At 61.4% G+C, this 23,964-nt stretch carries 23 protein-coding genes and 2 pseudogenes; 13 read left to right on the top strand and 12 right to left on the bottom strand.

From position 1 onward, the window contains the following. Nucleotides 1–4: 4 nt before the first annotated feature. The 3 genes from L8V22_RS03590 to L8V22_RS03580 all read right to left on the bottom strand — a co-directional run bounded on the left by L8V22_RS03590 (nucleotide 5) and on the right by L8V22_RS03580 (nucleotide 2,567). Nucleotides 5–1,237, bottom strand: coding sequence for an MFS transporter (locus L8V22_RS03590; protein ID WP_238799427.1), 1,233 nt, complete (start codon nucleotides 1,235–1,237; stop codon nucleotides 5–7). Further along, nucleotides 1,234–1,878 (bottom strand): GntR family transcriptional regulator, encoded by a 645-nt coding sequence (locus tag L8V22_RS03585; protein ID WP_238799428.1) that lies wholly within the window; start codon nucleotides 1,876–1,878, stop codon nucleotides 1,234–1,236. The genes L8V22_RS03590 and L8V22_RS03585 overlap by 4 nt, the downstream gene beginning before the upstream one ends. Before the next feature lie 65 nt (nucleotides 1,879–1,943). Continuing rightward, nucleotides 1,944–2,567, bottom strand: a complete 624-nt coding sequence (locus L8V22_RS03580; protein WP_238799429.1) for a metallophosphoesterase — start codon at nucleotides 2,565–2,567, stop codon at nucleotides 1,944–1,946. Between the two features lie 310 nt (nucleotides 2,568–2,877). Between L8V22_RS03580 and L8V22_RS03575 the strand changes: the two genes are divergently transcribed. Then, nucleotides 2,878–4,266 carry a DNA polymerase IV gene (locus tag L8V22_RS03575; RefSeq protein WP_238799430.1) on the top strand — a complete coding sequence of 463 codons (1,389 nt, stop codon included), beginning with the start codon at nucleotides 2,878–2,880 and terminating at the stop codon, nucleotides 4,264–4,266. Nucleotides 4,267–4,270: 4 nt separating this feature from the next. Here L8V22_RS03575 and L8V22_RS03570 read toward each other — a convergent pair whose 3' ends face one another. Beyond that, nucleotides 4,271–5,158, bottom strand: coding sequence for an asparaginase (locus L8V22_RS03570; protein ID WP_238799431.1), 888 nt, complete (start codon nucleotides 5,156–5,158; stop codon nucleotides 4,271–4,273). Between the two features lie 108 nt (nucleotides 5,159–5,266). Between L8V22_RS03570 and L8V22_RS03565 the strand changes: the two genes are divergently transcribed. Further along, the gene (locus tag L8V22_RS03565; RefSeq protein ID WP_238799432.1) at nucleotides 5,267–5,917 is read left to right on the top strand and encodes a WKL family lipoprotein; all 651 of its coding nucleotides are present in this window, start codon (nucleotides 5,267–5,269) and stop codon (nucleotides 5,915–5,917) included. Here the strand turns inward: L8V22_RS03565 and L8V22_RS03560 are convergent, their stop codons facing one another. Continuing rightward, on the bottom strand, nucleotides 5,918–6,859 hold the full coding sequence (locus tag L8V22_RS03560; RefSeq protein ID WP_238799433.1) for a hypothetical protein: 942 nt from the start codon (nucleotides 6,857–6,859) through the stop codon (nucleotides 5,918–5,920). It lies immediately after the preceding gene. Nucleotides 6,860–6,900: 41 nt separating this feature from the next. On the opposite strand from L8V22_RS03560, the gene lspA reads away from it, so the two are divergent. From lspA to L8V22_RS03535, 5 genes are read left to right on the top strand one after another with little or no spacing between them, the layout of a single operon-like run. Then, nucleotides 6,901–7,392, top strand: a complete 492-nt coding sequence (gene lspA, locus L8V22_RS03555) for a signal peptidase II (protein WP_420839943.1) — start codon at nucleotides 6,901–6,903, stop codon at nucleotides 7,390–7,392. After that, entirely contained in the window at nucleotides 7,385–8,311 is a 927-nt protein-coding gene (locus L8V22_RS03550; RefSeq protein WP_238799434.1) for an RluA family pseudouridine synthase, read from the top strand. Before lspA ends, L8V22_RS03550 begins: the two co-directional genes overlap by 8 nt. Next, complete coding sequence (locus tag L8V22_RS03545; RefSeq protein ID WP_238799435.1) at nucleotides 8,308–8,844, top strand: hypothetical protein; 537 nt, start codon at nucleotides 8,308–8,310, stop codon at nucleotides 8,842–8,844. Before L8V22_RS03550 ends, L8V22_RS03545 begins: the two co-directional genes overlap by 4 nt. Before the next feature lie 60 nt (nucleotides 8,845–8,904). Beyond that, entirely contained in the window at nucleotides 8,905–9,927 is a 1,023-nt protein-coding gene (locus L8V22_RS03540) for an HNH endonuclease signature motif containing protein (protein WP_238799437.1), read from the top strand. Nucleotides 9,928–9,951: 24 nt separating this feature from the next. Beyond that, entirely contained in the window at nucleotides 9,952–10,221 is a 270-nt protein-coding gene (locus L8V22_RS03535) for a permease (protein WP_238799439.1), read from the top strand. On the opposite strand, the pseudogene rarD reads toward L8V22_RS03535, so the two are convergent. Further along, nucleotides 10,208–11,058: pseudogene (rarD, locus tag L8V22_RS03530) on the bottom strand (EamA family transporter RarD). The gene L8V22_RS03535 and the pseudogene rarD sit on opposite strands and share 14 nt — an antisense overlap. A gap of 45 nt (nucleotides 11,059–11,103) precedes the next feature. Between rarD and dnaE the strand changes: the two are divergent. Continuing rightward, a complete protein-coding gene (gene dnaE, locus L8V22_RS03525; RefSeq protein ID WP_238799441.1) occupies nucleotides 11,104–14,676 on the top strand; it encodes a DNA polymerase III subunit alpha in 3,573 nt (1,190 codons plus the stop codon). 72 nt (nucleotides 14,677–14,748) lie between these two features. Further along, nucleotides 14,749–15,939, top strand: a complete 1,191-nt coding sequence (locus L8V22_RS03520; RefSeq protein ID WP_238799442.1) for a cobalamin-independent methionine synthase II family protein — start codon at nucleotides 14,749–14,751, stop codon at nucleotides 15,937–15,939. 49 nt (nucleotides 15,940–15,988) lie between these two features. Here the strand turns inward: L8V22_RS03520 and L8V22_RS03515 are convergent, their stop codons facing one another. The 3 genes and pseudogenes from L8V22_RS03515 to L8V22_RS11695 form a co-directional block, all read right to left on the bottom strand. Continuing rightward, a complete protein-coding gene (locus tag L8V22_RS03515) occupies nucleotides 15,989–16,231 on the bottom strand; it encodes a hypothetical protein (RefSeq protein ID WP_238799443.1) in 243 nt (80 codons plus the stop codon). A 247-nt stretch (nucleotides 16,232–16,478) separates the two neighbouring features. After that, a pseudogene (locus L8V22_RS03510) lies at nucleotides 16,479–17,921 on the bottom strand (choice-of-anchor I family protein). Next, nucleotides 17,885–18,199 (bottom strand): hypothetical protein, encoded by a 315-nt coding sequence (locus L8V22_RS11695; RefSeq protein WP_420839942.1) that lies wholly within the window; start codon nucleotides 18,197–18,199, stop codon nucleotides 17,885–17,887. Before L8V22_RS11695 ends, L8V22_RS03510 begins: the two are co-directional and overlap by 37 nt. A 170-nt stretch (nucleotides 18,200–18,369) precedes the next feature. Between L8V22_RS11695 and ilvA the strand changes: the two genes are divergently transcribed. Genes ilvA through L8V22_RS03490 form a run of 4 tightly spaced genes read left to right on the top strand, consistent with a single transcriptional unit; the run spans nucleotide 18,370 to nucleotide 20,911 of the window. Continuing rightward, a complete protein-coding gene (gene ilvA, locus L8V22_RS03505; protein ID WP_238799444.1) occupies nucleotides 18,370–19,638 on the top strand; it encodes a threonine ammonia-lyase IlvA in 1,269 nt (422 codons plus the stop codon). Continuing rightward, nucleotides 19,638–20,276, top strand: a complete 639-nt coding sequence (locus L8V22_RS03500; protein ID WP_238799445.1) for a YigZ family protein — start codon at nucleotides 19,638–19,640, stop codon at nucleotides 20,274–20,276. The genes ilvA and L8V22_RS03500 overlap by 1 nt, the downstream gene beginning before the upstream one ends. 2 nt (nucleotides 20,277–20,278) lie before the next feature. Beyond that, on the top strand, nucleotides 20,279–20,521 hold the full coding sequence (locus L8V22_RS03495; protein WP_238799446.1) for a hypothetical protein: 243 nt from the start codon (nucleotides 20,279–20,281) through the stop codon (nucleotides 20,519–20,521). After that, entirely contained in the window at nucleotides 20,522–20,911 is a 390-nt protein-coding gene (locus tag L8V22_RS03490; protein WP_023021235.1) for an RNA-binding S4 domain-containing protein, read from the top strand. Between the two features lie 10 nt (nucleotides 20,912–20,921). Here the strand turns inward: L8V22_RS03490 and L8V22_RS03485 are convergent, their stop codons facing one another. From L8V22_RS03485 to L8V22_RS03475, 3 genes are all read right to left on the bottom strand, one after another. After that, nucleotides 20,922–21,920 (bottom strand): GTP pyrophosphokinase, encoded by a 999-nt coding sequence (locus L8V22_RS03485; RefSeq protein ID WP_238799447.1) that lies wholly within the window; start codon nucleotides 21,918–21,920, stop codon nucleotides 20,922–20,924. Between the two features lie 10 nt (nucleotides 21,921–21,930). Beyond that, nucleotides 21,931–22,548, bottom strand: coding sequence for a hypothetical protein (locus tag L8V22_RS03480; RefSeq protein WP_238799448.1), 618 nt, complete (start codon nucleotides 22,546–22,548; stop codon nucleotides 21,931–21,933). Nucleotides 22,549–22,626: 78 nt separating this feature from the next. After that, entirely contained in the window at nucleotides 22,627–23,958 is a 1,332-nt protein-coding gene (locus L8V22_RS03475; protein ID WP_238799450.1) for an exonuclease domain-containing protein, read from the bottom strand. Nucleotides 23,959–23,964 lie beyond the last annotated feature (6 nt).

The raw sequence follows: 23,964 nt of genomic DNA, 5'->3' as shown, positions 1-23,964 counted from the left end.
GGACTTAACGGACCGGGCCCGGCAGGTGAGCACGCCAGCCGAGGACCACGTTAACTAGGCAGCACAGTGCAAGCACGGCGCCAATGAGGAATAGGGTGGTAAAGCCGAGCAGCGGGGCGAGTGCGCTAAAGGCCATGGGAATAAAGAATCCGGTATAGGACACTGAGTAGTAGACGGCGGTCAGGCCGGCGAGTTCTTCGGCACGGGCGATACGCTGGACCTCGGAGAGGCCGGCGACTAGGGCTAGGCCGTAGCCCGCGCCCATAACTGCCGCGCCGACGATACCCAGCGGCAGTGAGCGGGTATGAGAAGCAACTGCACCGAGGATAGTGCCTACGGTGATAACTCCCATTGCTACCGCGGATGCGCGGGCGGACCGGCTGGTATCAATGACTTTGCCGAGCATTTGGACGCCAACGCCGCAGCCCAAAGTGATAACGGTCATTAGGCCGGAGAAGGCGATAGGAGCATCGCCGGCGGATTTGGATAGCAGCTGTGGCAGGAGGGCATAAGCGGCACCGGCGCAGCCGAAGACCCATGGCGCTACCGGCAAGACGATGCGCACGAAGCGGCGGTGGGCTGCGGAGGGAATGTGCAGCATGCGCAGCATGTCGCGGATGCTCAGGTCAAGGAAGGTGTCTTTTACCGTGGCGCCGCGTGGCGGACGAGTCTCCGGGGTCTTCATCAACCAGATGGCGGTGGCGACGGTGAGGAGGATGTGCAAGATATAGGCTAAGTGGGTGGGCCACGGGCCCCATTGGGCCAGCACCGAGGCGAGGCCGGCGCCGATGAGGAAGCCGAGGGTTAGGCACATCGAGGCGTGACGCGGGCCGGCAGCGGGATCTCCACCGGCTCGGGTGATGAGCTCTGAAACCCAGGTGGAGCCTACCGCCATGACGATGCCTAGAGCCAAGCCACACATGATGCGGCCCACGGCGATGACGAGTGGCTCGTTCGGTGCGATAGATAGAAGGAAGGAACCTAAAAGCGATAGTGGCGCGGCAGGCAGCATCGTGGGACGGCGGCCGATGTAGTCCGAAAGCGGACCAGAGATAAGCAGCGCAGGCACGATGCCGAGCACATAAGCAGCCAGCAGACCGTTGACGGTGACCTGCGAGAAGTGAGACTGCTCGCGGTACATGACTAGTAGAGGGGTGAACTCATTGCCGCCCCAGGCCACGGCAACCATACTGCCGGCGACGGGAAACCATGAGTGCTTGGCAATTTTTTCGGTCATAGTTGATTCCTCGAGTTGGTTAGGTGGGTGTCCAATGCAGAAAGGTAGGCGTCGAGGTCGCCGGTGCGGAGGGCATCGGCAAGCGTGCGGTGCTGATCCACGAAGGTGCGGGCGCGGGCCACGTTGCGGCCAATGGCTGTGGCGGTAAAGCGCTGCTGACGCTCGCGCAGTTGGTGTCCCAAACCAGCTAGCAGGCGATTGGCCCCGCCATCCATGATGATCTGGTGGAAACGTGCATCCAGATGTGTATAGGCACGTAGGTCTGCGTCATCTAACGCGGCGTCTTGTTCCGCGATGGTCGCATCTAGTTGATCAGCGATGTCCGCGCGCTCGGCATCAGGCATGGCGCAGATCTTTTCGGCGCAGTGCCCGTCTACGAGCAAGCGCGCCTCATAGACCTCGCGAATTTCCTGTGGGCTAATTGGCACGATGAGTGCACCCCGCCTGGGGTAGAGCTGTAGAAAGCCTTCAACCTCTAGGCGTAGGAAGGCCTCGTGCATGGGGGTGCGGCTAATTCCTATCTCGGTGGCTAGGGAAGCCTCGGAAAGCATCTGTGAGGGCTCGAAGGAGCCGTCGATGATCTTCTCTTTGACGAAGTCATAGGCGCGCTCCGCGGCGGGCTGCATTCGTTTATTGGGCATGCATCCATCTTGCATGCAAATTTGCATGCAAGCAAAACTCCGGTGGCGCTTTGTGGGGAAAGAATCTAGTTACACAAGCGTGTGACTTGGCGCGTATCGGGGTCGAAGAGTAAGCCACGGCCCATGCCGACCCAGCCGATGAAAGGGGCGTCGGCAAGTGTGTGTGGGGTGTGGACATGGCCGAGGATCCAAGCATCAGCGCCACTGGCCTGCAATTCCGCCACTGACAGTGGGAGACAGATTCCTGTGGAAAACTCGCCGGTAACGGAAGAATGTAAGAGCCCAAGGAAAGGCGCGTCACTGGGACGCGGTGGAAGCTGAAGGCGGCGCGGGTCCGGATCGGCGGCCACCGCTGCAGCTAGCACTGTGGTTTTTCCCACCTGGAAGGTATGTACCTGCGTGCCGTGAACCGTGACCTCCGGCGGGAAATCCAGGGTGTGGTGGGTATCGTGGTTGCCGGAAAGAAAGTGGACTTCGTGAAAAAGTGTGACAGCGTGGTCCAAAACGGCGCGGGCCTGGGGCGCGAATTCGGCTGCGTTTGCGTTGCGGTCGATGAGATCGCCCAAGCAGACACAGGTTGTAGCGCCCAGCCGGGCGGCGGTCTCTAATTCCTGCAAAGCCCAATCCATCCCTGGGGCGCCGGGGAGGCCCAAGTGGAGATCTGAAAAGACGAAGATGCTAGCAGACATGGGATGCCTTTCAGTTGCTTTTAGCAAGACAGGTGGAGAGACCGTGTTATTGGGATTGCTTTCGGTGGGCGGCAGTCATGTGGCGGGGCAGTCCAAGGGGGCTAGGTGAGTCGATGGGGGTGGATTTGTTCTAGAGTCCACGAATGCGTGTGAGGTTTTATCTGGAGAGCTACTTTTAATGGCCTCGAAAAATATAAGGTCGTAAATTTGCGTGGGAGTGACGGCCAGATGGAAAGCAATAAAAGCTTTAATTAACGGCATGCAAATACCCAGGAGTGCACCTGAGGACACGCCTATTAAACTGGGCCGCATGCAACGCTGGGTTCTACACATCGACATGGATGCATTTTTCGCCTCCGTCGAGCAGCTCACCCGGCCTACGCTGCAGGGGCGCCCCGTATTGGTGGGCGGTACTAATGGGCGCGGTGTTGTAGCCGGCGCCTCCTATGAAGCGCGCGAATACGGCGCGCATTCGGCTATGCCTATGTACCGCGCACAGCAGCTTGTTGGATTGCGCGCGGTGGTGGTGCAGCCGCGCCGGGCAGTTTATTCGGCGGCCTCACGGCGCGTTTTTGACATCATTGCGCAACATGTGGAGGTCATTGAGCAGCTTTCTATTGATGAGGCCTTTATGGAACCTGCCGCCCTCGAGGGGGCGAGCGCAGAGGAGGTCAAGCGCTGGGCGGATGAGCTGCGCGCGCTCATCAGAGAGGAGACGGGCCTGCCATGTTCCATTGGTGCGGGCTCGGGCAAGCAATTTGCCAAGATCGGTTCAGGCGAGGCGAAACCCGATGGTACGTTCGTCATTCCGGTGGAGCGCCAGCTAGATATGTTGCATCCGCTGGCGGTGAATAAGTTGTGGGGCGTGGGCCCGGTAACCGGCGCGAAGCTGAAGTCCATTGGGGTCGAAACTATTGGGCAGCTTGCAGCGATGACGCGCAAGGAAGTAGAGATTTCCACTGGTAGCGTGGTGGGGCTGCAGCTCTGGCAGCTGGCCCGCGGCATCGATGACCGCGAAGTGGCACCGCGTGCTATTTCTAAGCAGATTTCTACCGAACACACCTACCCGAAGGATCTGCAGACGGTGCCGGAAGTTGATGCAGCCATCGCCCGCGCGGCGGAGGGCGCGCACCGCCGGCTGCTCAAAGACGGGCGCGGCGCGCGCACGGTAACGGTGAAGCTGCGTATGGCGGATTTCCATATTGAGTCGCGGTCGACTACCTTGCCGTACGCGACTGACGACGCCGCCGTGCTCACCGCCGCCGCCTTCAAGCTCGCCCGCTATCCGGATGAGCTAGGGCCCATCCGCCTGGTGGGGGTGAGCTATTCGGGGCTTGAAACCGCCCGCCAAGACGTACTGTTCCCAGAATTAGACCGCGAAATCGTGCGCCCTGCGCCGGCGGATACGGATTATGAAACCGGGGTGAGCGACGACGTTGTGCCGCCAGTACCGACACCGACGGTGACGGTGGAAGAAGAAACCGATAACCAGTGGCACGCAACGCAAGACGTATTCCACCCCGAATATGGCCACGGCTGGATTCAAGGCGCCGGGCATGGGGTAGTCAGCGTGCGCTTTGAGACCCGTGCCACGGGGCCCGGCCGTACCAAGTCTTTCGCGGCCGATGATCCTGCGCTCGTGCCGGCGGATCCGCTCGACTCGCTTGATTGGCAGGATTGGCTCACCGTCGAGGATTAAGCACCTAGTGTGGGAATAACTCTGCCGGGTCGGTGCCGGTGGCCAGTGCCGCTGCCAGCAGGATGCGCGCTTGGCTCGGGCGGAAAGAACCGGCGTTAATAGCGCCCAGTTTTCCAAGGCTCGCGCCACCGCCATCGCCTCCGTAGGCTAGGGCCGTGGGGCCGTAGGGTGTGCGGGTAGAAATGACGACGGGGAGGCCGGCGCGGAGGGCGTCGGCAAGCGCGAGGCCGATGTCCTCGCCCATATTGCCCGAGCCCATGGCCTCGACAATGAGCCCGGCGGTCGAGGAGGCCACAGCGGCGTCCACCAGCAAGCGCCCAGCTCCTGGATAGGCGGGGATGATCTCTACCGGGTGCGGCGCCAGCGGGGCAGGGCTAAGACGTGGAGTGGAGCCAGGCACGGCCAGGGATTCAAACCCGCGCAAGTCGCTGGTGTGCCGCTTGCGTGCACCGCGGGCCGGGATGATAGCACCGCCAAAGCAGAGGTAGACCCCTGGGCGTCCACTAGCCGCAAGCTCGCGGGCATCGCGCAGATTCGTGGGGCCGTCGGCCGCGGGGTGATCGTAGGCACGCTGCGCACCCGTGAGCACGATAGGCTTTGCGCCGCTACAGAAAATCTCTAGCGCCAGCGCTGTTTCTTCCATGGAATCGGTGCCGTGGGTGATGATCACGCCGCCGATGTCCTCCCGTGCCATTTGGGAGTTGACTACCGCAATGAGCTCGTCGAGGTCGGCCAAAGTAATAGAAGAGGAGTCGAGCTGGCGAAACTCCACCACCTCGGCGTCGATATCAGCGGCAAGGGCCGCGCCGGAGACGGTGGGAACCAGGGAACCATCGGCCACGGTGGTACACGCAATAGTGCCGCCGGTGGCGATCAAAGCAATTCGGGTCATGTCCTTAAGATTAAAGAAATCTTCGCCCACGCGGCGGGCGCAGCCCGGAAAAAGCTGGTGCAGCTGTAAACTGATGGGAGTTTAAAACCCAGAAGTGAGGAGTTAGAAGTGAAATTCCGCAAGTTTAGCGCCGCGTGCCTCGCACTGACCGCGGCCACCGCCCTGGCCGCCTGCTCTTCCGATGATGAGCAAGACGATTCCGCCGCCACCAATACCGAGGCGCAGGAATCCGCCTCCTCCGACGGCGATTCCGCCGCCCCGGCCCTGCCGTCCCCGGCGGACCTGAACGCTATTTTGGCTAAGGCTACCGATCCAAATGCCTCCGAGCAGGAAAAGACCGCCACCGTGCAAGGCGGCGAGACCGCCCCGGAGATCTTTGACACCATGGCCCAGTCTAAGGCGGAATCCGGCGCCGAGTTCGAGGTCGTTGACCCCGTACTGCCGGGCTATGACCCACAGTCCGTGCTGACCACCGTGAACTTCACCACCGCTGACGGCCAGCAGCAGACTGCTGACCAGGTGGAATTCGTCTACGAAAATGGCACCTGGAAGCTTTCCAAGGCCTGGGCTTGCACGCTCATCCAAAATACCGTGCCGCCAGAGCAAGTTCCGGAAATGTGCGCGGACACCGGTGCCGGAGCCTCCGCACCCGCTCCGGCACCGGCCGAGGGGGACGCTGCTCCTGCCGAGGGCGATGCCCCCGCTGCCGGCGCCGAACAGGCCCCAGCCGAGGCCCCTGTAGAAGCCCCGGCTGAGTAACTAGGAGAAATTCAGTTCCGTCAGGCTCGACTGCACCACCCGCAGCTCCGAGCCGGCGGTGCCGTAAATGACCTTCGTGTCGAATGACACGTCACCGCCCACGGGCAGCGGCTGGGTGAGATCCACCGTGATACTGCCCTTGGATTCGGTGCGGGAGTCTAAAACCTTGAGCTCCTTATTTTCCAGCTCTGTGCCCTGGGCTTGCCCCTCAAAGGACAGTGCGCCTAGCGACGGCCGCTGTTCTACCTCCACGTTGAGCTTCACCTGGTCCCCCTCGATGGAATCGACCGTATAACGCGTGGTTTGCAATAGGGTGGACTCGCCGGTGACACGAGAATCCACGGTCCAGCTCGCGCCTTTGCCCACCTCCTCGGTAGGGAAAACCACCGGCAGGGCAGTCAGCTTCATAATCGCTTGTTCGACCGCTCCGCGGGCTTCATCCGTGGCCTCCTGGGGCGCAGCTAAGCGCAGCGAATTCATCTGGCCAGTATCTTGGCCGCGCCAGCCAAATTGAAATCCCTCGGCCGAAGAGACGTCGGTGTCTCCGGAGGTTTCCGGGGTACTGGCCGTAACGAAAGCATTGCGGGTGGCTGGTAGTTGATCTTCCACGTCCTCGCTGGCCTTATCTACCTTGGCTGAAAGCGGCAGGGAAGTAGTGGTGGAGTCGACGTCGGAGGCTTGAAACTTCTCGGCCACTGACTTTTTGAGCAGGTCCTGCGAAAAGCCTTCGGTAACGCGGTAATTAACGTCCTGCGTGGAGTCAATATCGCGGTATTCCAGGAGCTTTTTCTCCCCGGTTCCGGGGTTATCCACGGTTACACGCGGGGCGTCGATAGTCAGGCCCACGGGCTGTTCCACCGCGGGTCCCGGCTTTTCATAGGAACACGCCGTAAGTGCTACGGCGGCTGTGGTCAGGGCTGCAAAAACTTTGACTCGAAACACGCTTACCAAAATACCGGACGCTGCCGTTTAGAATAGAGCGGGTGAGTCAAAAACGAAGGAGCAAGACAGGACTTATCGCCGCGATAGTCATCGCCGTGGCGCTGGTGGACCAAGCCATAAAACAGTTAATGCTTTCCATTCTCACGGAAGGCGAGCCCTTGCCGATCATTGGGGACTGGTTCCGGTTTACCCTGCTTTTTAACCCTGGCGCCGCCTTTTCCATGGGCGGGGAGGGATCGACGTGGCTTTTTACCACTATCCAATTGGTCTTTGTGCTCGGCGTGGCCATTGCCGCCCCGCGCATTACCCACTCGGGCCAGGCAGTAGGCTTGGCGCTCATTGCTGGCGGCGCGCTGGGCAATTTCGCCGACCGCATCTTCCGCGCCCCCAGCTTCTGGTTCGGGCACGTGGTGGACTATATTTCGGTCGGATCTTTCGCCGTGTTTAATATCGCGGACGCGGCGATCACCTGCGGAGTGGTGCTTTTCATCATCGCCATGGTGCTGGAGGAAAGGAAGGCCGAGCATGAATAGGCAGATGCGCAGCTTCCCCGTCCCTGAAGGTTTAGAAGGCATGCGTGCCGACGCCGCCCTAGCTAAGCTCCTTGGCCTTTCCCGCAGCGCCACCGCGCAGCTTTGCGCTGAGGGCAGTGTGACCATTGATTCCCAAGAACTGGGCAAATCCGAGCGTTTGACCTCCGGCAATGTAGTCTCCGTGCTTTTGCCGGAGCCAGAAAAGCCAATGCTGCCGCGCGAAGAGCTCGTCGAAGGCATGGACGTGCTCTACAGCGATGCCGATATCATCTGCGTGCATAAGCCGGTGGGTGTGGCCGCGCACCCGAGCGTGGGGTGGGACGGGCCGACGGTCATCGGCGGGCTGCGCGCGGCCGGCTATACGGTGGCTTCTTCCGGGCCGACTGAGCGCCAGGGAATCGTGCATCGCCTCGATGTGGGCACGTCTGGGGTGATGGTAGTGGCTTCTTCGGAGCGTGCCTACTCTGCGCTCAAGCATGCCTTTAAGTACCGCAGCGTGAAAAAGACCTACCACGCCGTGGTCCAGGGGCTGCCGGACCCCATCGAGGGCACTGTCGATGCCCCCATCGGCCGCCACCCCAAGTCGGGCTGGAAATTCGCCGTGCTTGACGACGGCAAAGCGGCCGTCACCCACTACAGCCTCATCGAGGCCTTCCGCGAGGCCAGCCTCATCGAAGTGCACCTGGAGACTGGCCGCACCCACCAAATCCGCGTGCACATGTCTGCTACCGGGCACCCGTGCGTGGGCGATCCCATGTATGGCTCGGATCCGAATCTGGCCAAGCGCCTTGGGCTCGAGCGGCAGTGGCTGCACGCGGTCAAACTCGGCTTTACCCACCCCGGCACCGGCAAATGGTTTGAAATTCAGGCACCGTATCCAGCCGATCTCGAACATGCCTTGGCGGTGCTGCGGGGATGAGGAAGGTCTACCAGCGGCGTCGGCTAGCGGCCTTGGCGGTGCTCGCGGTGCTTTTTCTGGCGGCGCTGGCGCTCTTCGGCGCCTTGGGGACCCAGGCTACTTCGCAGGTGCAAGGCGACCAGCTCGGCCCGGATGGCGAATCGCGCGCGGAGTATATTGCGCGCGTGGCGGGCAGTGACCTTCCCGATGAGCCTGCCTACGCCCTGGTTACCTTCGACGAGGAACTACCGCCCGTAGCTGCTGCGGCCGCCGTCGCCGCAGCCCCGCGCATGGATGCCATCCTCATTGGCTCCACCGCTCCCATCGACGTTCCTGAGCCGAGCGCTGGCGAGGACCGCGCCGCTGTCATCCAGCGTGCCGTCGGCCGCATCGATGCCTCCTATGGGCAGCGATCCAACGCGGTAAGCGCAGTTGTGGTGTGGGGATCAGGCGCCCAGCTTGCCGACGTCGCCTCCACCCCCTCCGTTGCCGCCGTCGAAGCAGCGCCTGCCGACGCCGCCTGGGGCAGCTTCGCCATCCGTCCACCCAGCTAATTTCGCCTTCTTTACTCCCGCAGCGCGCAGTGCCCCCGCGGCGCTTTTAGCATCAGGGGCATGGAACATATTCGGGCCTATATCGCGGCACTGAACTCGGCAATGGATATCCTCGCCGAGGCCGCCGCCGTTTCTGCTGCCGACCTTGCCGCCGCCGGCATGCCCGATGCCGCAGCGGACTCTATTGCGCAGCTCGCGCAGGTCTACTTCGGCCCCACCAGCTTTCGCCGCCGCCAACGGCGGGCGGTGGATGGGGCGCGCCGAAACAGGCATTCACTGCCGACGCTGGAGGTCATCGAAAAGCATGCGCGTCGCGCGCCCACCCAAGCCCGCGCCTGGGCCCTGCGCGCCGAGCTTGCCCATATCTCTTGTGATACGAGGGAGATGGAAAAGCTCGCCCGCATAAAGCTGCGCAAGATGCGCGCGCCACGCGAGCCCAAGCCTGGCGTGCGGCTGCAGCGCCGCGCCGCCGGAAAGCCGTGGACGCTTTCTATCACCGGTCCTTCCGCGCTCATTGCGGAACTTCACCAGCATGCCGGCTCGCTTGCCGACGTCGCCTCTTTCTTCCGCACCGGCGCCTCTACCTCTACCGTGCGCACTAATGTTGTGGTGCCACTAGATAAGTTGGTCGGCGTGGCCCATGGTAGTGATGATGTGGTGCTGACCATGACCAACGGCGCGCAGATAACCGGTGCCGAATTGGCCCAGCGCGCGCTGGCAGAGGAGGGGTTTGTCACCCTGCTGCATCCCGTGGAAGGTCCGGTGAATTTGTACCGCATGCGCCGCGGGGCGACCTGGAAGCAGTTTATGATGGCCGCGGCGGAAAACCCCACCTGCCCGGTTAAGGGCTGCCACAAGCCTGCCGATGAGTGCCAAGTCCATCACATATTCAGCTGGGCCGGCGGCGGGTGGACGAACGCGAAGAACCTCACCACCGCCTGCGCTTATCACAATGGCCGCAATGACGATCATCGCACCGGCCCGCCGCGCAATGGCCGCTTCGAGCGCACGGCCCGCGGCGTGCGCTGGGTCAACCCCTGGGAGAAGCCCCCGCCGGACCTTGTTAATACCGGGCCTACTTAGATACCAACCGCGTAGGCTAGAGTCATGTCCCCGCAGCAGCCTTTTTCGCAGTGGATGCCGAACTATAAATTTGCCTATATCGCCGCCTGGGTCGCGGTGGTGGTTTCCGGCATCGCCCTAGTTATCGGCCTTATTACGGGCGGCACCTCCATGACGCTGGTGTTTTCCGCGATCGTTTGTGCCTTTGGCATCTTTCTTATCGTAGTGATGCCGCGCTGGGCGCTGGAAGCGGAGGAGGAACAGGCCGCGCGTCGTCGTGCCCGCGCCGCCCGCGAGGAACTCAGGCGCTCCTAGCCATACGCACTAAGTCGGCCACGTAGATCGCTACCGCTAAGCCGATAATGCCGAAGCCAATCCACCGGTGGGGCGAAAAGTGTTCGTGGGTGACGAAAAGTGCCCACAGCATTTGCATGATGGGGGTGAGGTATTGGAGCATGCCGATCGTCGATAAGCGTAGCGTCCGCGCGCCCTCTGCAAAGCAAAGAAGCGGCAGCGCGGTGATTAAGCCGGCGCTTAACAAAAGCAGCGCGTGGCCGACGCCTTCGCTAGCGAAGGTACCTTGGTCGCTACTTTCTAGCCACAGAATGTAGCCCACCGCTAGTGGCGACATCACGAGCGCCTCCGCTGCGACTGAGACGGCCGAGGACACCCGCACCTGCTTTTTGAGCAGCCCATAAATTCCGAAGCTGAAGGCCAGCAAAAGCGAAATATAGGGCGCCTGGCCGGTAAAGAACGTCAAATACAGCACCGCGATGGCCGCAACTCCCACCGCGCCGGCCTGCCACGGCCGCAGCCGTTCCTTGAGAAACACCATGCCGAGGGCAACCGATACGAGGGGATTGATGAAGTACCCCAGCGCCGCGTCGGCTACGTGGTTGCTATTAATCGCTACCACGTAGGTGCCCCAATTAGCCGTGATGAATACTCCCGCGGCCGCGAGCCATCCCCACGTGCGCTTGTCCATGCGCACCAACTCGCGCCATCGGCCGGCGAGGCACAAAAATCCCGTGACCAATACCGCGGTCCACAGCACGCGGTGAGCCAAAATCTCTAGCGGCGATGCCGGCAACAGGAGAGGGAAGAATGCGGGGAAAATCCCCACATGATATAGGCGGCGAGCGTGTAGAGCATCACAAAATAATAGCCCATTTTGACCGCCCCGCTATGATGAGCCGCATGGCCAAAAACTCCTCCTTCGTCCACCTGCACAACCACACCGAGTTCTCCATGCTCGACGGCATGGCCAAGGTCGATATGCTGGCGGACGAGGTGGTTCGCCAGAAGATGCCGGCCGTAGGCATGACTGACCATGGCAATATGTACGGCTCCGATGCCTTCTACCGTCGCATGACCGGCGCCGGCATCAAGCCCATTATCGGCATCGAGGCGTATATGGCGCCCGAATCCCGTTTCAATAAAAAGCGCGTGTTGTGGGGTACGCCGGACCAAAAGCGCGACGATGTCTCCGCGTCCGGCGCTTATCTCCACCAGACGATGATTGCGGAGAACGCCACCGGCCTGCGCAATCTTTTTACCTTGTCCTCATTAGCTTCCTATGAGGGCCAGTTGGGCAAGTGGCCGCGCATGGATGCCGAGCTCATCGCGGAGCATGCTGATGGCATCATCGCCACCACCGGGTGCCCCTCCGGCGATGTCCAGACCCGTCTACGCCTTGGCCAGTTCAATGAGGCGCTCGAGGCCGCGGCCATGTGGCAAGACATCTACGGCAAAGATAACTTCTTCTTGGAGTTGATGGACCATGGGCTGGACATCGAAAAGCGCACGCGCGATGGCCTATTAGAAATTGGCCGTAAATTGGACTTGCCGCCGCTGGTGACCAATGACTGCCACTACGTGCTGGAGTCCCAGGCGCCGGCGCATGAGGCGATGTTGTGCGTGCAGACCGGCAAGACCTTTATGGACCCCGATCGCTTCAAGTTCGGCGGTACCGGTTACTACATTAAGTCGGCCGCGCAGATGCGTGAGACCTGGGACGATATGATTCCAGATGGCTGCGATAACACGCTGTGGATTGCCGAGCGCGTGCAAGACTACGGCGAGATTTGGGAAGAGCATACCCACGATCGCATGCCTATTGCCGACGTCCCCGAGGGCCACACCCCAACCTCCTGGCTCACCCACGAGGTTATGGAAGGCCTGCAGGCACGCTTCCCCGGCCAGGATGTTCCGGAGGAGTACATCGAGCGCGCCAAGTACGAGATCTCCGTCATTGAGATGAAGGGCTACCCGTCCTACTTCCTTATCGTGGCCGAGCTCATCAAGCACGCGCGCTCGGTGGGCATTCGCGTGGGGCCGGGACGTGGCTCGGCGGCCGGCGCGCTTGTCGCCTACGCGCTGACCATTACCAATATCGACCCCCTGGAACATGATCTCCTCTTCGAGCGATTCTTGAATCCCGAGCGCCCGTCCGCGCCCGATATCGATATCGACTTCGACGACCGCCGCCGCGGCGAGATGATTACCTACGCGGCCGAGCGCTGGGGCGAGGATAAGGTAGCGCAGGTCATTACCTTCGGCACGGTGAAGACGAAGCAGGCCATTAAGGACTCCGCCAAGGTGCACTTTGGCCAGCCGGGCTTCCAGATGGCCGACCGTATCAACGGCGCGCTGCCGCCGGCAATCATGGCGAAGGATATTCCGCTCAAGGGCATCACAGACCCGGACCACGAGCGCTACTCCGAGGCCGCCGAGGTCCGCCAGATGGTCGAATCCGACCCGGATGTGAAAAAGATTTATGACACGGCTAGGGGCTTGGAGGGCGTCGTCAGGCAGGCCGGCGTGCACGCCTGTGCGGTGATTATGGCCTCGGTCCGCCTCATGGACCACATCCCCATGTGGAAGCGCCCGGCCGACGGTGCCTATATCACCGGCTGGGATTACCCAGCGTGTGAGGCCATCGGCCTGCTGAAGATGGACTTCCTGGGCCTGCGTAACCTCACCGTTATCGGCGACGCGATTGAAAACATCAAGCGCAACCGCGGCGAAGAAGTTCACTTGGAGCAGCTGCATGCCGACGACCCCAAAGTCTCCAAGGTCTATGACCTGCTCTCGCGCGGCGATACGCTGGGCGTCTTCCAGCTTGACTCCGGCGGTATGCAAGAGCTGCTCAAACGCATGAAGCCAACCGGCTTTAAAGATATTGTCGCCTCCCTTGCGCTCTACCGCCCCGGCCCGATGGGCGTGAACGCCCACTGGGACTATGCAGACCGCAAGAACGGCCGTAAGGAAATCACCCCGATTCACCCAGAGCTGGAAGAGCCGCTGAAGGAAATCCTGGATGAGACCTACGGCCTCATCGTCTACCAGGAGCAGATCATGCGTATCTCCCAAAAGGTTGCTAACTACACGGCCGGCGAGGCAGATGGCTTCCGTAAGGCGATGGGTAAGAAAAAGCCCGAGGTGCTGGCTCAACAGTACGATAAGTTCTGGGGCGGCATGCAAGAAAACGGCTATTCCAAGTCCGCCATGGACGCGCTCTGGGGCACCATCGAGCCCTTCGCGTCCTACGCGTTTAATAAGTCCCACGCCGCAGGCTATGGCTTGGTGTCCTTCTGGACGGCCTACCTTAAGGCCTACTACGCGCCAGAGTATATGGCCGCGCTGCTGACCTCGGTGGGCGATAAGAAAGACAAGTCCGCCATCTACCTGTCGGACTGCCGCCACTTGGGCATCAAGGTGCTGCCGCCTTCTGTCAACGAGTCCGAAGAGGATTTCCAGGCGGTGGGAGAGGATATCCGCTTCGGCATGGGCGCTATCCGCAACGTTGGCTCGGAAGTGGTGGAGTCCATCATCAAGTCCCGCCACGACAAGGGCGCGTTTAGCTCGTTTAGTGATTACCTGGACAAGATCGAGTTGACCGCCTGCACTAAGCGCGTGACTGAAGCTCTCATTAAGGCCGGCGCCTTCGACGACTTGAACCATCCGCGCAAGGGGCTCATGCTCATCCACGAGGACGCGGTGGATGCGGTGCAAACCACCAAGAAGGCGGCGGATAAGGGCCAATTCGATCTCTTCGCCGGAATTGGCGGGGGAGAAGATGATGAGGCCTCCAACGCCTTTGCCTTGGACATCCCAGAAGACAACTGGGACCGCAAACATGAGCTCGCCCTGGAACGAGAGATGCTTGGCCTGTACGTTTCCGGTCACCCGCTCGATGGTTTTGAGGAGGCGCTGGCTGCGCAAACGGATACCCCGCTGACAAAAATCCTGAACGATGAGGTGCATAACGGCCAAGAGCTCATCATCGGTGGCATCATCTCAGGCGTAGACCGCCGCTTTTCCAAGCGCGATGGCTCCCCCTGGGCCATTGTAACGGTGGAGGACCACAACGGCGCGCAGGTAGAAATCTTGGTCTTCAATAAGGTCTATTCGCTCGTCGCCCCACAGATTGTGGAGGACAATATCATCTTGGCGCGCGTAAACGTCAAGGTCCGCGATGAGCGCCGCTCCCTGTTTTGCTCCGATATCCGCGTCCCAGATCTCGGACCTGGCGGTGGCGCGGGCCTGCCGCTGCGCCTGACCATGCGCACGGACCAGTGCACCATGGAAAATATTGCCCGGCTCAAGCAGGTTTTGCTCAAAAACCAGGGCGAGTCGGACGTGTACCTCGAGCTTGTCGACGGCTCCGAATCCACCACAATGATCCTCGGTGACCACCTGCGCGTGGAACGCTCCGGCAACCTCATGGGTGATCTCAAGGCCACTATGGGCGCAGGTATTTTAGGCTGAATTTAATCCCGGCGGCGGCCGAAGTCCTCCGTTAATCTAGACAGCACAGTCTATATCAATGGAGGAAACCTGATGGTTACAAAGATTCGCACCACCCACGTCGGCTCACTGCCGCGCACTCTAGAGTTGCTGGAAGCCAACCTGAAGCGTGCGGAGCTGCCGGCCGCGGAGTTTCAGGGGATTTTGAAGGCCGCGGTGGCGGACGTCGTCAAGCGGCAGCTCGATCTCGGCCTCGATATCATTAACGAGGGCGAGTACGGCCATATCACCTCGGGTGCCGTGGACTACGGTGCGTGGTGGAATTATTCCTTTAGCCGCCTGGGCGGGCTGACGATGACGGATACCGACCGCTGGGAATCGGCTGAGGTAGTGCGCTCCAAGCCGGGGGAGCCGCGGCTGACGTCGTTTATTGATCGACGTGACCGCGCGCTGTTCTCGGAGGCCTATAATGACCCGGATTCTGGCATCTTCACCGGTCGCGCCAAGGTGGCAAACCCAGAGTTCACCGGCCCGGTAACCTATATCGGCCAAGATGAAGTTGCCGCCGATGTCCGCTTGCTTGCCGACGCCCTACCTTCCGGCACCCCCGGCTTCATCGCTGCCCTTTCCCCCGGCTCGGCCGCGCGCCTGACCAACCGCTACTACGACGATGAGCATGAGCTGCTTGCCGACGTCGGCCGAGCAATGCGCACCGAGTACCAAGCCATCACCGATGCCGGGCTCACCGTGCAATTCGACGCACCTGACCTGGCCGAGGCCTGGGACCAAATTAATCCGGAGCCTTCCGTAGAAGACTTCCGAGGCTTCATTCGCGAGCGTATTGACGTGCTCAATGATTCCATTGCTGGCCTGCCCAAGGAACAAACGCGCCTGCATATCTGCTGGGGTTCCTGGCACGGCCCGCACGTAACCGACGTCCCATTTGCAGATATCATCGAGGAAATCTTGCGGGCCGAGGTCGGCGGATTTTCTTTCGAAGCCGCGTCACCGCGTCACGCGCATGAGTGGCGTGTGTGGCAGGACCATGCGCTGCCGGAAGGAACCGTGATTTACCCGGGTGTGGTCTCGCACTCCACCAATGCGGTGGAACACCCGCGGCTTGTAGCTGATCGCATCATTCAATTCGCCGAGGTGGTTGGACCGGAAAATGTCATCGCATCGACCGATTGCGGTTTGGGCGGCCGCCTACACCCTCAGATTGCGTGGGCGAAGCTGCAATCCTTGGTAGAAGGCGCTGACATCGCTACCCGCGAACTGTTTTAAAAACGCCTAAAGCCGCTCCGGAACTCCGGAGCGGCTTAATCTTTGGCGCCTAGAAGCGCACGCCCAGCTGCGTGAGGGCGTTCTTCATCGGCTTCAGCACAGCCGGGTTCACCTTGGCAACCATAGTCAAGGCTTGCAGCAACGCAGCGACGAGGCTGGTGGCCACGGTCACCCAGCTCATGACCTCGAGGAACTTTTCTGGGGTGGAAGAGCCCCAAATAGGCAGACGCTCAAGTGCCTCGATCTGGCGCTGCTTCGCCTCCTGGGCAACGCAGTCTGGCTCCTTTGGCATTCCGGAAGAACCGTAGCCGTTGGTCAGGCCCTGGATAAGCTCCTGCGGGGTGTGGGCGGAAGATCCGAGCTCGCCGTTCTCGATCTTCTTAAGATGCTCCTCCTTGGCCTCGTCGACCTCGGCCTGGCATTCAGCCGAAATCTACTTTGATTGCTCTTCTGCGGCAGAAGCAGTAGCTGGTGCGACGAGGCCTGCTGCCACGGCGATGGCTGCGACGAGCGAAATGCTGAGACGGTTGCGCATGGTTCTATTTAGAGTGAGAGGTATTAGCCTCAAACAATTTAGCAGGTAAACCTCGGAACGTCTGTGGCAAAAGCTTGCGCACCTGTGCCGGTAGCAGTGCGTAGAACTCGTCAATGGGCTTCGGCAAGAAGTTTAATGCCCCGCCAATCAGCGCACCGAGGCCCACTAAACCGTCGATGATTCCGGCACCGGCGGCGATGCTACTGCCGGTGCTGGAGCCATTGGGCTTGTCAGGCGTGGAGTTGGCGGCATCGGCAAGCAGGTCCTTGACTGAGAACACGGTGGTGGTGCCGGATACCTCGTTGCCGGCGATGAGGAGGGCATCGTCGGTCGGGGAGTCAGTCGCTGGGACGAAAGCAAGACCCTCGGGGCCGAGGTCGCCGGCCAGGGCTATCGCTGCGACATCGTCCTCGTTGTAGCCGACGGAAAAATCGCGACTATTAACGTAGGTGACAAACTTTGTTTCGGTGGGGGTCGTCACGTCGTAGACGAAGATGCCGCCCACGCGCTCCGCGCCGATAAAGGCGTAAGTGCGATCCCCAACCTTGCCAATGGTCAGTGCCTCTGGCTCCGGGCCCTTATTATCAGAGCGGTCATCAAATTCGGGATCCTCATTATCGGCATTAAAGTTCAGACTAGGAATGCCTTTGGTGATTTCTTCAAAGTCCGAGCCGGAGTCGAAGACGACGTTGCCCTCGCGGTTGTAGATGCTAAAGGAGCGCGAGCCGTAGGAGTACAAACCATCGAAGCAGCCCTTTTGCTCGTCCCAGCCAGAAGCATTAGATAGCTTGAGGTTGCCGGCGAACTTCTTGTCTTCGATGCCGTCAGCAAGCTCGAGATCGTCGCAGACCTTGCCCTCCTTGACTAGGTCCTTGAGTTCCACTTCGTCGGTATAGTCGCCCCATTCGCGGGCATCGCCCTCGTTGGCGGTGGCGAAGAAGGTTTGTCCATCTACTTCGAAGGCACTGATGGAGTCCGGCATGGATAGGCCGTGTACCGGGATGGTGCGCAGCTCGGCAGCGTCATCCTTATTAGACGGATCCAACGGCACCTGGGAGTGGTCTGCAATGTGGGCGGGAAGAACCTTTTCTACCGTGGCAGACTCGATATCGATGACCGCGATGGCGTTGTTTTCTTGCAGCGTGGCTTAGGCTTTTCCGTCCGCAAAGGAAATGTATTCCGGCTCGAAGTCCCGTGAAGGCAGATTATGGTGTTCGGAAGGGCCGAAGATACGGATGGAGGGGTCAAGGTCGGCGGTGTCAAAGGCGGTGAAGTCGGCCGTGTGAACGTCGCTAAGCGGGGGCGCAGCGACGTCGGTGGGCAGGTTAATGACAGAAACGGAGCGTTCCGGATCCTTGAGGTAGGCAGGGCCTTCGGCATTCAGGGCGTCGGAAGGCTCGCCCTCGTTGGCTACGAGCGCGTGGCGGCCATCGGCAGTGAGATGCACGTTATCTGGTAGCGCGCCCACGCCCACGCGTCCGAGCTCCTCACCAGCCTCGGTGTTGAAAACAGCGCCTCGCCACTGTCAGTCTTATCTGCCTGTTGCACCGCGGCGACGGCCAGGCCATCGGGGCGTACAGCTACCGAGTTGATTTCTTTGTCTCCCCCGGCGGAGATGGCGCCGATCTTGTGCGGCTGGGTGGGATCGGAACCATCAAGGATGTCGACCTCGCCGGAGCGCGCGTTGACGGTGAGGATGCGCTGGGACGCGGAGTGCTCCAGCACGTTATCCACGATGTGGGCATGCGCGGCTGGGCCGAAGGCAAGGACGAGCGAGGAAGTAACGCAGAGAGATGCGCTTGAGCATTAATATTCCTTTCTTGTGGTTATGTCCACTATGTAACGCTGGAACTAAAAGCCAGTGAATTTCCAGTGAATGGGTAGACTGTCAAGACATGACTGAATCGACCATCCATGCATCCGATATCCAGCAGGCGCAGGCGCGGATTAGCTCGGAAATCGCCCCGACTCCGCTGCAGTATTGCGCTCGGCTTTCGGCCGAGACGGGTTGCGAGGTCTACCTCAAGCGGGAGGATTTGCAAGACGTACGCTCCTATAAGATTCGCGGCGCGTTAAACGGAATGTCGAATGTCCCTCAGGAAGAGCGCGGCCGGGGAATTGTCACGGCCTCGGCCGGCAATCATGCACAGGGCGTGGCTTATGCCTGCCGCACAATGGGAATCAGCGGCAAGATTTTTGTGCCAGAGCCCACGCCGATGCAAAAGCGCGACCGCATCCTGGTCCACGGCGGCGACCAAGTAGAACTGGTGGTGGTTGGTTCCAACTTCGATGAGGCAGCCGCGGCCGCGCATGCCGACGCCGCCGAGCGCGACGCTACCTTCATCGAGCCCTTCGACGCCCGCGATACCATCACCGGACAAGGCACCGTTGCCGCGGAAGTTTTGGCGCAGCTATCGGCCAAGGGAAAGTCGCTGGATACCATCGTTGTACCCGTGGGAGGAGGCGGCCTGATTTCGGGCATCACCTCCTACCTTGCGGATATGGCACCGGGCGCCGGAGTGGTGGGAATGGAGCCGGAAGGGGCGGCGTCGCTAAGAGCGGCGTTTGACCACGGCGGGCCGGTAACGCTAGAAGAAGTCGACCCCTTTGTGGATGGGGCGGCGGTAAAGCGCTTGGGCGCGCTGCCATATGAGATTTTGGACGCCAATCGCGAGCGCTTGAGTTTTGACACCGTGTCCGAGGGCGCGGTGTGCACGGACTTGCTCAACCTCTATCAAAATGAGGGAATCATTGCCGAGCCGGCCGGTGCACTGTCGGTGGCGGGCCTGCACCAGCTGGACTTGCAGCCGGGCTCGACGGTGGTGTGCGTGATTTCTGGCGGCAATAATGACGTGCTGCGCTACGCCGAAATCATGGAGCGCTCCCTAGTCCACCGCGGACTCAAACATTATTTCCTGGTGAATTTCCCGCAGGAGCCGGGACAGCTGCGCCACTTTTTGCAGGAGATTTTGGGCCCGACCGATGACATCACGCTGTTTGAGTACCTGAAGCGCAATAACCGGGAGACTGGCGCTGCGCTGGTAGGCCTGCAGCTTAGCCGCGCCGAGGACCTCGACGGCCTGCTCGAGCGCATGGGTGAATCCAAGATTTCGGTGCAGTACCTCAAGCCTGGCACCCCCGAGTACGAATTCCTCGTAGCCTAATGCAGGATTCTTATCGTCGCCCCGTAGGCCAAGTCGAACACGAAATTGAAATCAAGCGTTCTCGGTTCATTACTGTGATCGGCCGCGTCACCAATGAGGAAGAGGCCCGCGCGTTTATCGACGCCGCCCGCACCCGCTTTCCCGACGCCCGCCACCACTGCTCCGCCTACGTCTACCATGTCGACGGCGCGAATCCGGTGGAGCGCTCCTCCGATGATGGCGAGCCTTCTGGAACGGCCGGAAAACCCATGCTGGATGTAGTCAAAGGCTCCGGCATGCTCGATATCTGTGCGGTGGTTGTGCGCTACTTCGGCGGTATCAAGCTGGGTGCCGGCGGTCTCGTGCATGCCTATGGCGGTGCAGTGAGCGAGACCATGGAGAAGGTGCGCGCGGTGACCCGGGCGCGCCGGGAGCTTTATGCGGTGGAGTGCCCACACGCGACGGCCGGGCGAGTGGAGGCGGATCTGCGTGGGCGCGGCTATGAGATAACCGATACCGCGTATGCGGCTGCGGTGACTTTTACCGTGGCCGTGCGCCCGGGTGGGCTGGAAGAGCTGGAAGCTACGCTGGCAGCGATCTCACAAGGCCAGCTCGAGGCGGCAGAAGCCGGTAGCGCGTGGGTTGAGGTAGGATCCTGAACATGAGTATGCAGCAGCGACCGAATAACCCCATTGCGCAGCGCAAGCAGCAAGTGCGCAAGCACTCCCGCAACGTCGTTGTGTGCGTGGCCGGCGGCCTCGGCGTGGGCGCAGTGCTGGGCGTGCTATCTGCGGCAAGTTTCTGGGCCTGGATGTTGGTGGGCGCCATCGTCGCCGTGGTTGGTGGCGGCTATAACTGGTTTAAGATCCAGAAGATCGTCAACGAAAACCACAACCAGTACTAGATGCCGGCACCGCAACCTAGCGGCCGCCCCGTCCGGATTGATGCCTGGGTGTGGGCCGTGCGCATGTTTAAAACCCGATCCGCGGCCGCGACGGCCGTGCGCGCCGGGCACGTCAAGATAAATGGGGAGGCCGTCAAGCCCTCCCAACAGGTGGTGCCGGGCGACCGCGTGCGCGTGTGGCGCAACCATCACGAGCATGACCTTGAGGTCCTAGCGACTGTGGCCAAGCGCGTGGGCGCACCCGTGGCGCGTACGTGCTATACGGACCATGCTCCGCCGCCTCCGCCCAAGGAATTTATGCCGTCTGTCCCCGTGCGCCCGCGCGGAGCGGGGCGGCCGACGAAGAAAGAGCGCCGCGATATGGAGAAATTCCGCGGCGGTTTCCGATAATCAGCCGAAACTAGCGGGCAGCGCGCAAAGCTTTCAGGCGCGCAGTAAGTCGGCGTTTGCGGCCCGGGCGATCGCCGGATTCGGCGGTGGCTTCGATATGCTGCTTGCCAAACTTATTGAGCAGCAGGTCGTCGATAAGCCGTACCTGGCCGGGGCGGAAGCGGTAACGCATGGCGTCGTGGACGTGAGCAATGGCGGTATCATCAAGCAGCTGCTCTAGCTGACCCAAGTGGCGCACTCCGTTTTGTTCCAGCAGTTCTGCCAAGAAGCGGTAGTGTTCCGAGCGCGAGAGTGGGAAGCGGTTGCCTAGGATGATGGCCAGCACGCCCGGCAGGGTCTCGGCGGTAAGTTCTACGTCCTTATCGGTTTCTGTATCTGGAGCCTTGAGTGCGGCAATCTCATCGAATTGTTGGTCCGCGAGCTCGATAAGTCCCGCGGCCAAGGTAAAGAGGCGGTCCACTTCGGGCGAAGGCGGATTGGGGCCCTGCTTATAGCGAATATCGTGCTCAAACTCCGCCCATGCGTGCTGCAGGACGGTACGAATCTGCACCTCAAAGGTCCAGCCTACATAGTCCGTGAGCTCTTCCATTGCGGCAGCGCTATCCTCGGTCACGGTGAGCACGAGGTGGTGGGAGCCGTAGCCAAAGCCGCCGGAGATGCGGGTTTCGGCAGCCTTATCCACGGAGCGTTCGACCTTGAACGATTCCCCTAAAACGCTCAGCGCTTCTGGAATAGCAGTGGAGTGATAAAGCGTAACGCGCACCCCCATCACATCGTGTATCTCTTGCCACGGCTGGGGGTAGACAAAATCGCCGTTCTCGCGGCGCTTTTTGGCCTTGGCTTTAAGAGAGGGCCAGGTTTTGACGCGGGTGGAGACGCGGTCGAAGATGATGCCGGCGTCATTGAGGAGATCCTCGATAGCGGTGCGGAAGTCCATCGCGGCGGTGGGGTGGCTGCGCGCCCAGTCGTGATACTGGTTGCTCAGCCGCGACATCCTACTTTCCGGCATGGTGCTCCTTTCATAACTCCCGCGGGAATCCGTTAGACCATACTAGCGGGCGTGGGTGGAGCACGGTGCGATGACGGGGCACGCGCTCGACGGCGTCGGCAGCCAGCTGGCGAGCATAGGTGTCAGGCAGGTGGGCAAAAGCAAAGAGCGTGGCGGAGTCCGGCACGAGGTAGGTCAGCGAGTGTGAGCGCAGGAGGCGGCGCATGTGTTTGTCCAGCACGGTAAAGGTCTCTGGGTGGGCCATCCAGGAGGAAATCGGCGCCCTGTGGGAGCGGACCTGCAGGCCTCCGAAGCGTGCGGCGGAGGGAAGATCGCAGGCGGCGGGGCGGGTCCAGAAGCGCAGCCCCTGCGAATCGAGAGCGGCGCGCTGCAGGTTATGAGAGGCGTGATTCCAGGCCCGGCGCGCGGAGATATCCATGTCGGCAAGACCGCGGTGGCTGAGCCGGCGGAAGGTTTGCTTGCCGGGAAAGACAAGCGCCATGGACAGGCTGGGGGAGAGTTGGATGGTGGCGAGGGAGTCGCAAAAGCCGTCGTCGGAAAGCCGCTGTTCTTTCAGCCAGGATCGGGCGAAGAGGGCAGGCAGCAGGTTTGCGGTGGTTGGGCGAGGCGGGCGCAGGGCGACGGTCACGGCGAATTCTCCAGTGGCGGTAGGATGCGGTCGCCTTTATTGGACTGGAGAAGACGCCGTTTGGTTCCCCGGGTGGGCCTAAAAGGGTGGATCGGCGTCGAGCTGCAGCTCGGCAAAGAGCTTATCGGCTGGCCAAATGTCGATTTCTTGGCCCTTGGCCTGCAGCTCCTCCGCGCGCTTTTCCTTGGAGGTCTTCTTCGCCCATTCGCCCACGATAAGCAGGGTGGTCTTTTTGGTGACGTTTTTGGCTACCTGGCCGCCGCGCTCGGCGATGCCCTGCCATAGCACGCCCTTGTCATAGGGCTCGAAATCACCGGTAAGGGTGACATGCTGGCCGTAGAGCGCGCCTTCCGGATCCGCGTCTGGATTGGGCTCCGGGATTGTGTCTGGGGTGGCAACGGTTTGCCACGGGGCGGGCCTGCTGGACTTTTTCTTTGCAGAACCGGCAGCGCGGGTCTGGCCGCGGAAGTCGGTGCCGGCGCCGAGGTCCGCGCCCGAGGTGGGGGCGGTATGGGCGCGCAGGACGGGCAGGATAGCCTCGGCATCGAGCCGACCCAAGGTAAATTCGCGGGCGGTGAATAGGTCGCGAATGCTGCCAGTGTGTCCAAAGCGTTCGGCTAAGCGAGCGATGATTTCGCCGGCGGCGCGGGCGTCTTCGGTGGCGTCGTGGTGGCTAAAGTCCGGCGCGGAAAGGTGGGCTGCGACGGTGGGTAGCTTGTGGTTTCGCACCGAAATTACCTTTGCTTTGGAGGCGTCGCGGGCCAGTGCGAGGGAGCACGCCAGCGGCACGGTGGGCACCTCGGCACCGGCGGTAAGCAGACCGGAGCGCAGCGCGGTGGAATCGAACTGGGCATTGTGCGCGACAAGCACGTCGCCGCCGAGGAAGTCGAAGAGCTCCTTGGCAACGTCGGCGAAGGCCGACGCCCCTTCCACATCGCTCGCGGTAATGCCGTGTATGGAGACGTTGATATCCGCAAAGTGCTCGAGGCCAGGCGGTGGGGTGCACAGCCAGGAGCGGGAGTCGCTCTCTTGGCCGTCACGGAAGCGCACAGCGCCGATTTGGCAGATAGATCCCCAGTTATCGTTGGCCGTTTCTACATCCACGGCGGTGAAATCGAGGCCGGGGATCGTTGCGGCGGAGGAGGGAGCATCGCCGCGCTGGGCGGCGGCGATGGCGCGGGCGACGGCTTGCGGGTCTTGGTGCGGGGCAAAAGAAATAGAGCCGGCGGCACCAAGGTCGAGGACGCCGAAGCCAGTGGAGGTCGGTTCATTTACGCGCACGGCGTCGATGGAATCGAGCGGGATGCCCTGCGTGGCGGGGGCGCCGAGGCTGGTGGCCAGCAGGGTGCGGTGGAGCACAAGTTTTTCCGCTGTGACATCGATGAGTGCGCCGTGCGCGGGAAATGACACGAGGGG

The organism is Corynebacterium yonathiae (genome assembly GCF_027570195.1).
GTDB lineage: Bacteria > Actinomycetota > Actinomycetes > Mycobacteriales > Mycobacteriaceae > Corynebacterium > Corynebacterium yonathiae.
This window is presented reverse-complemented; position numbering and strand designations above follow the sequence as displayed.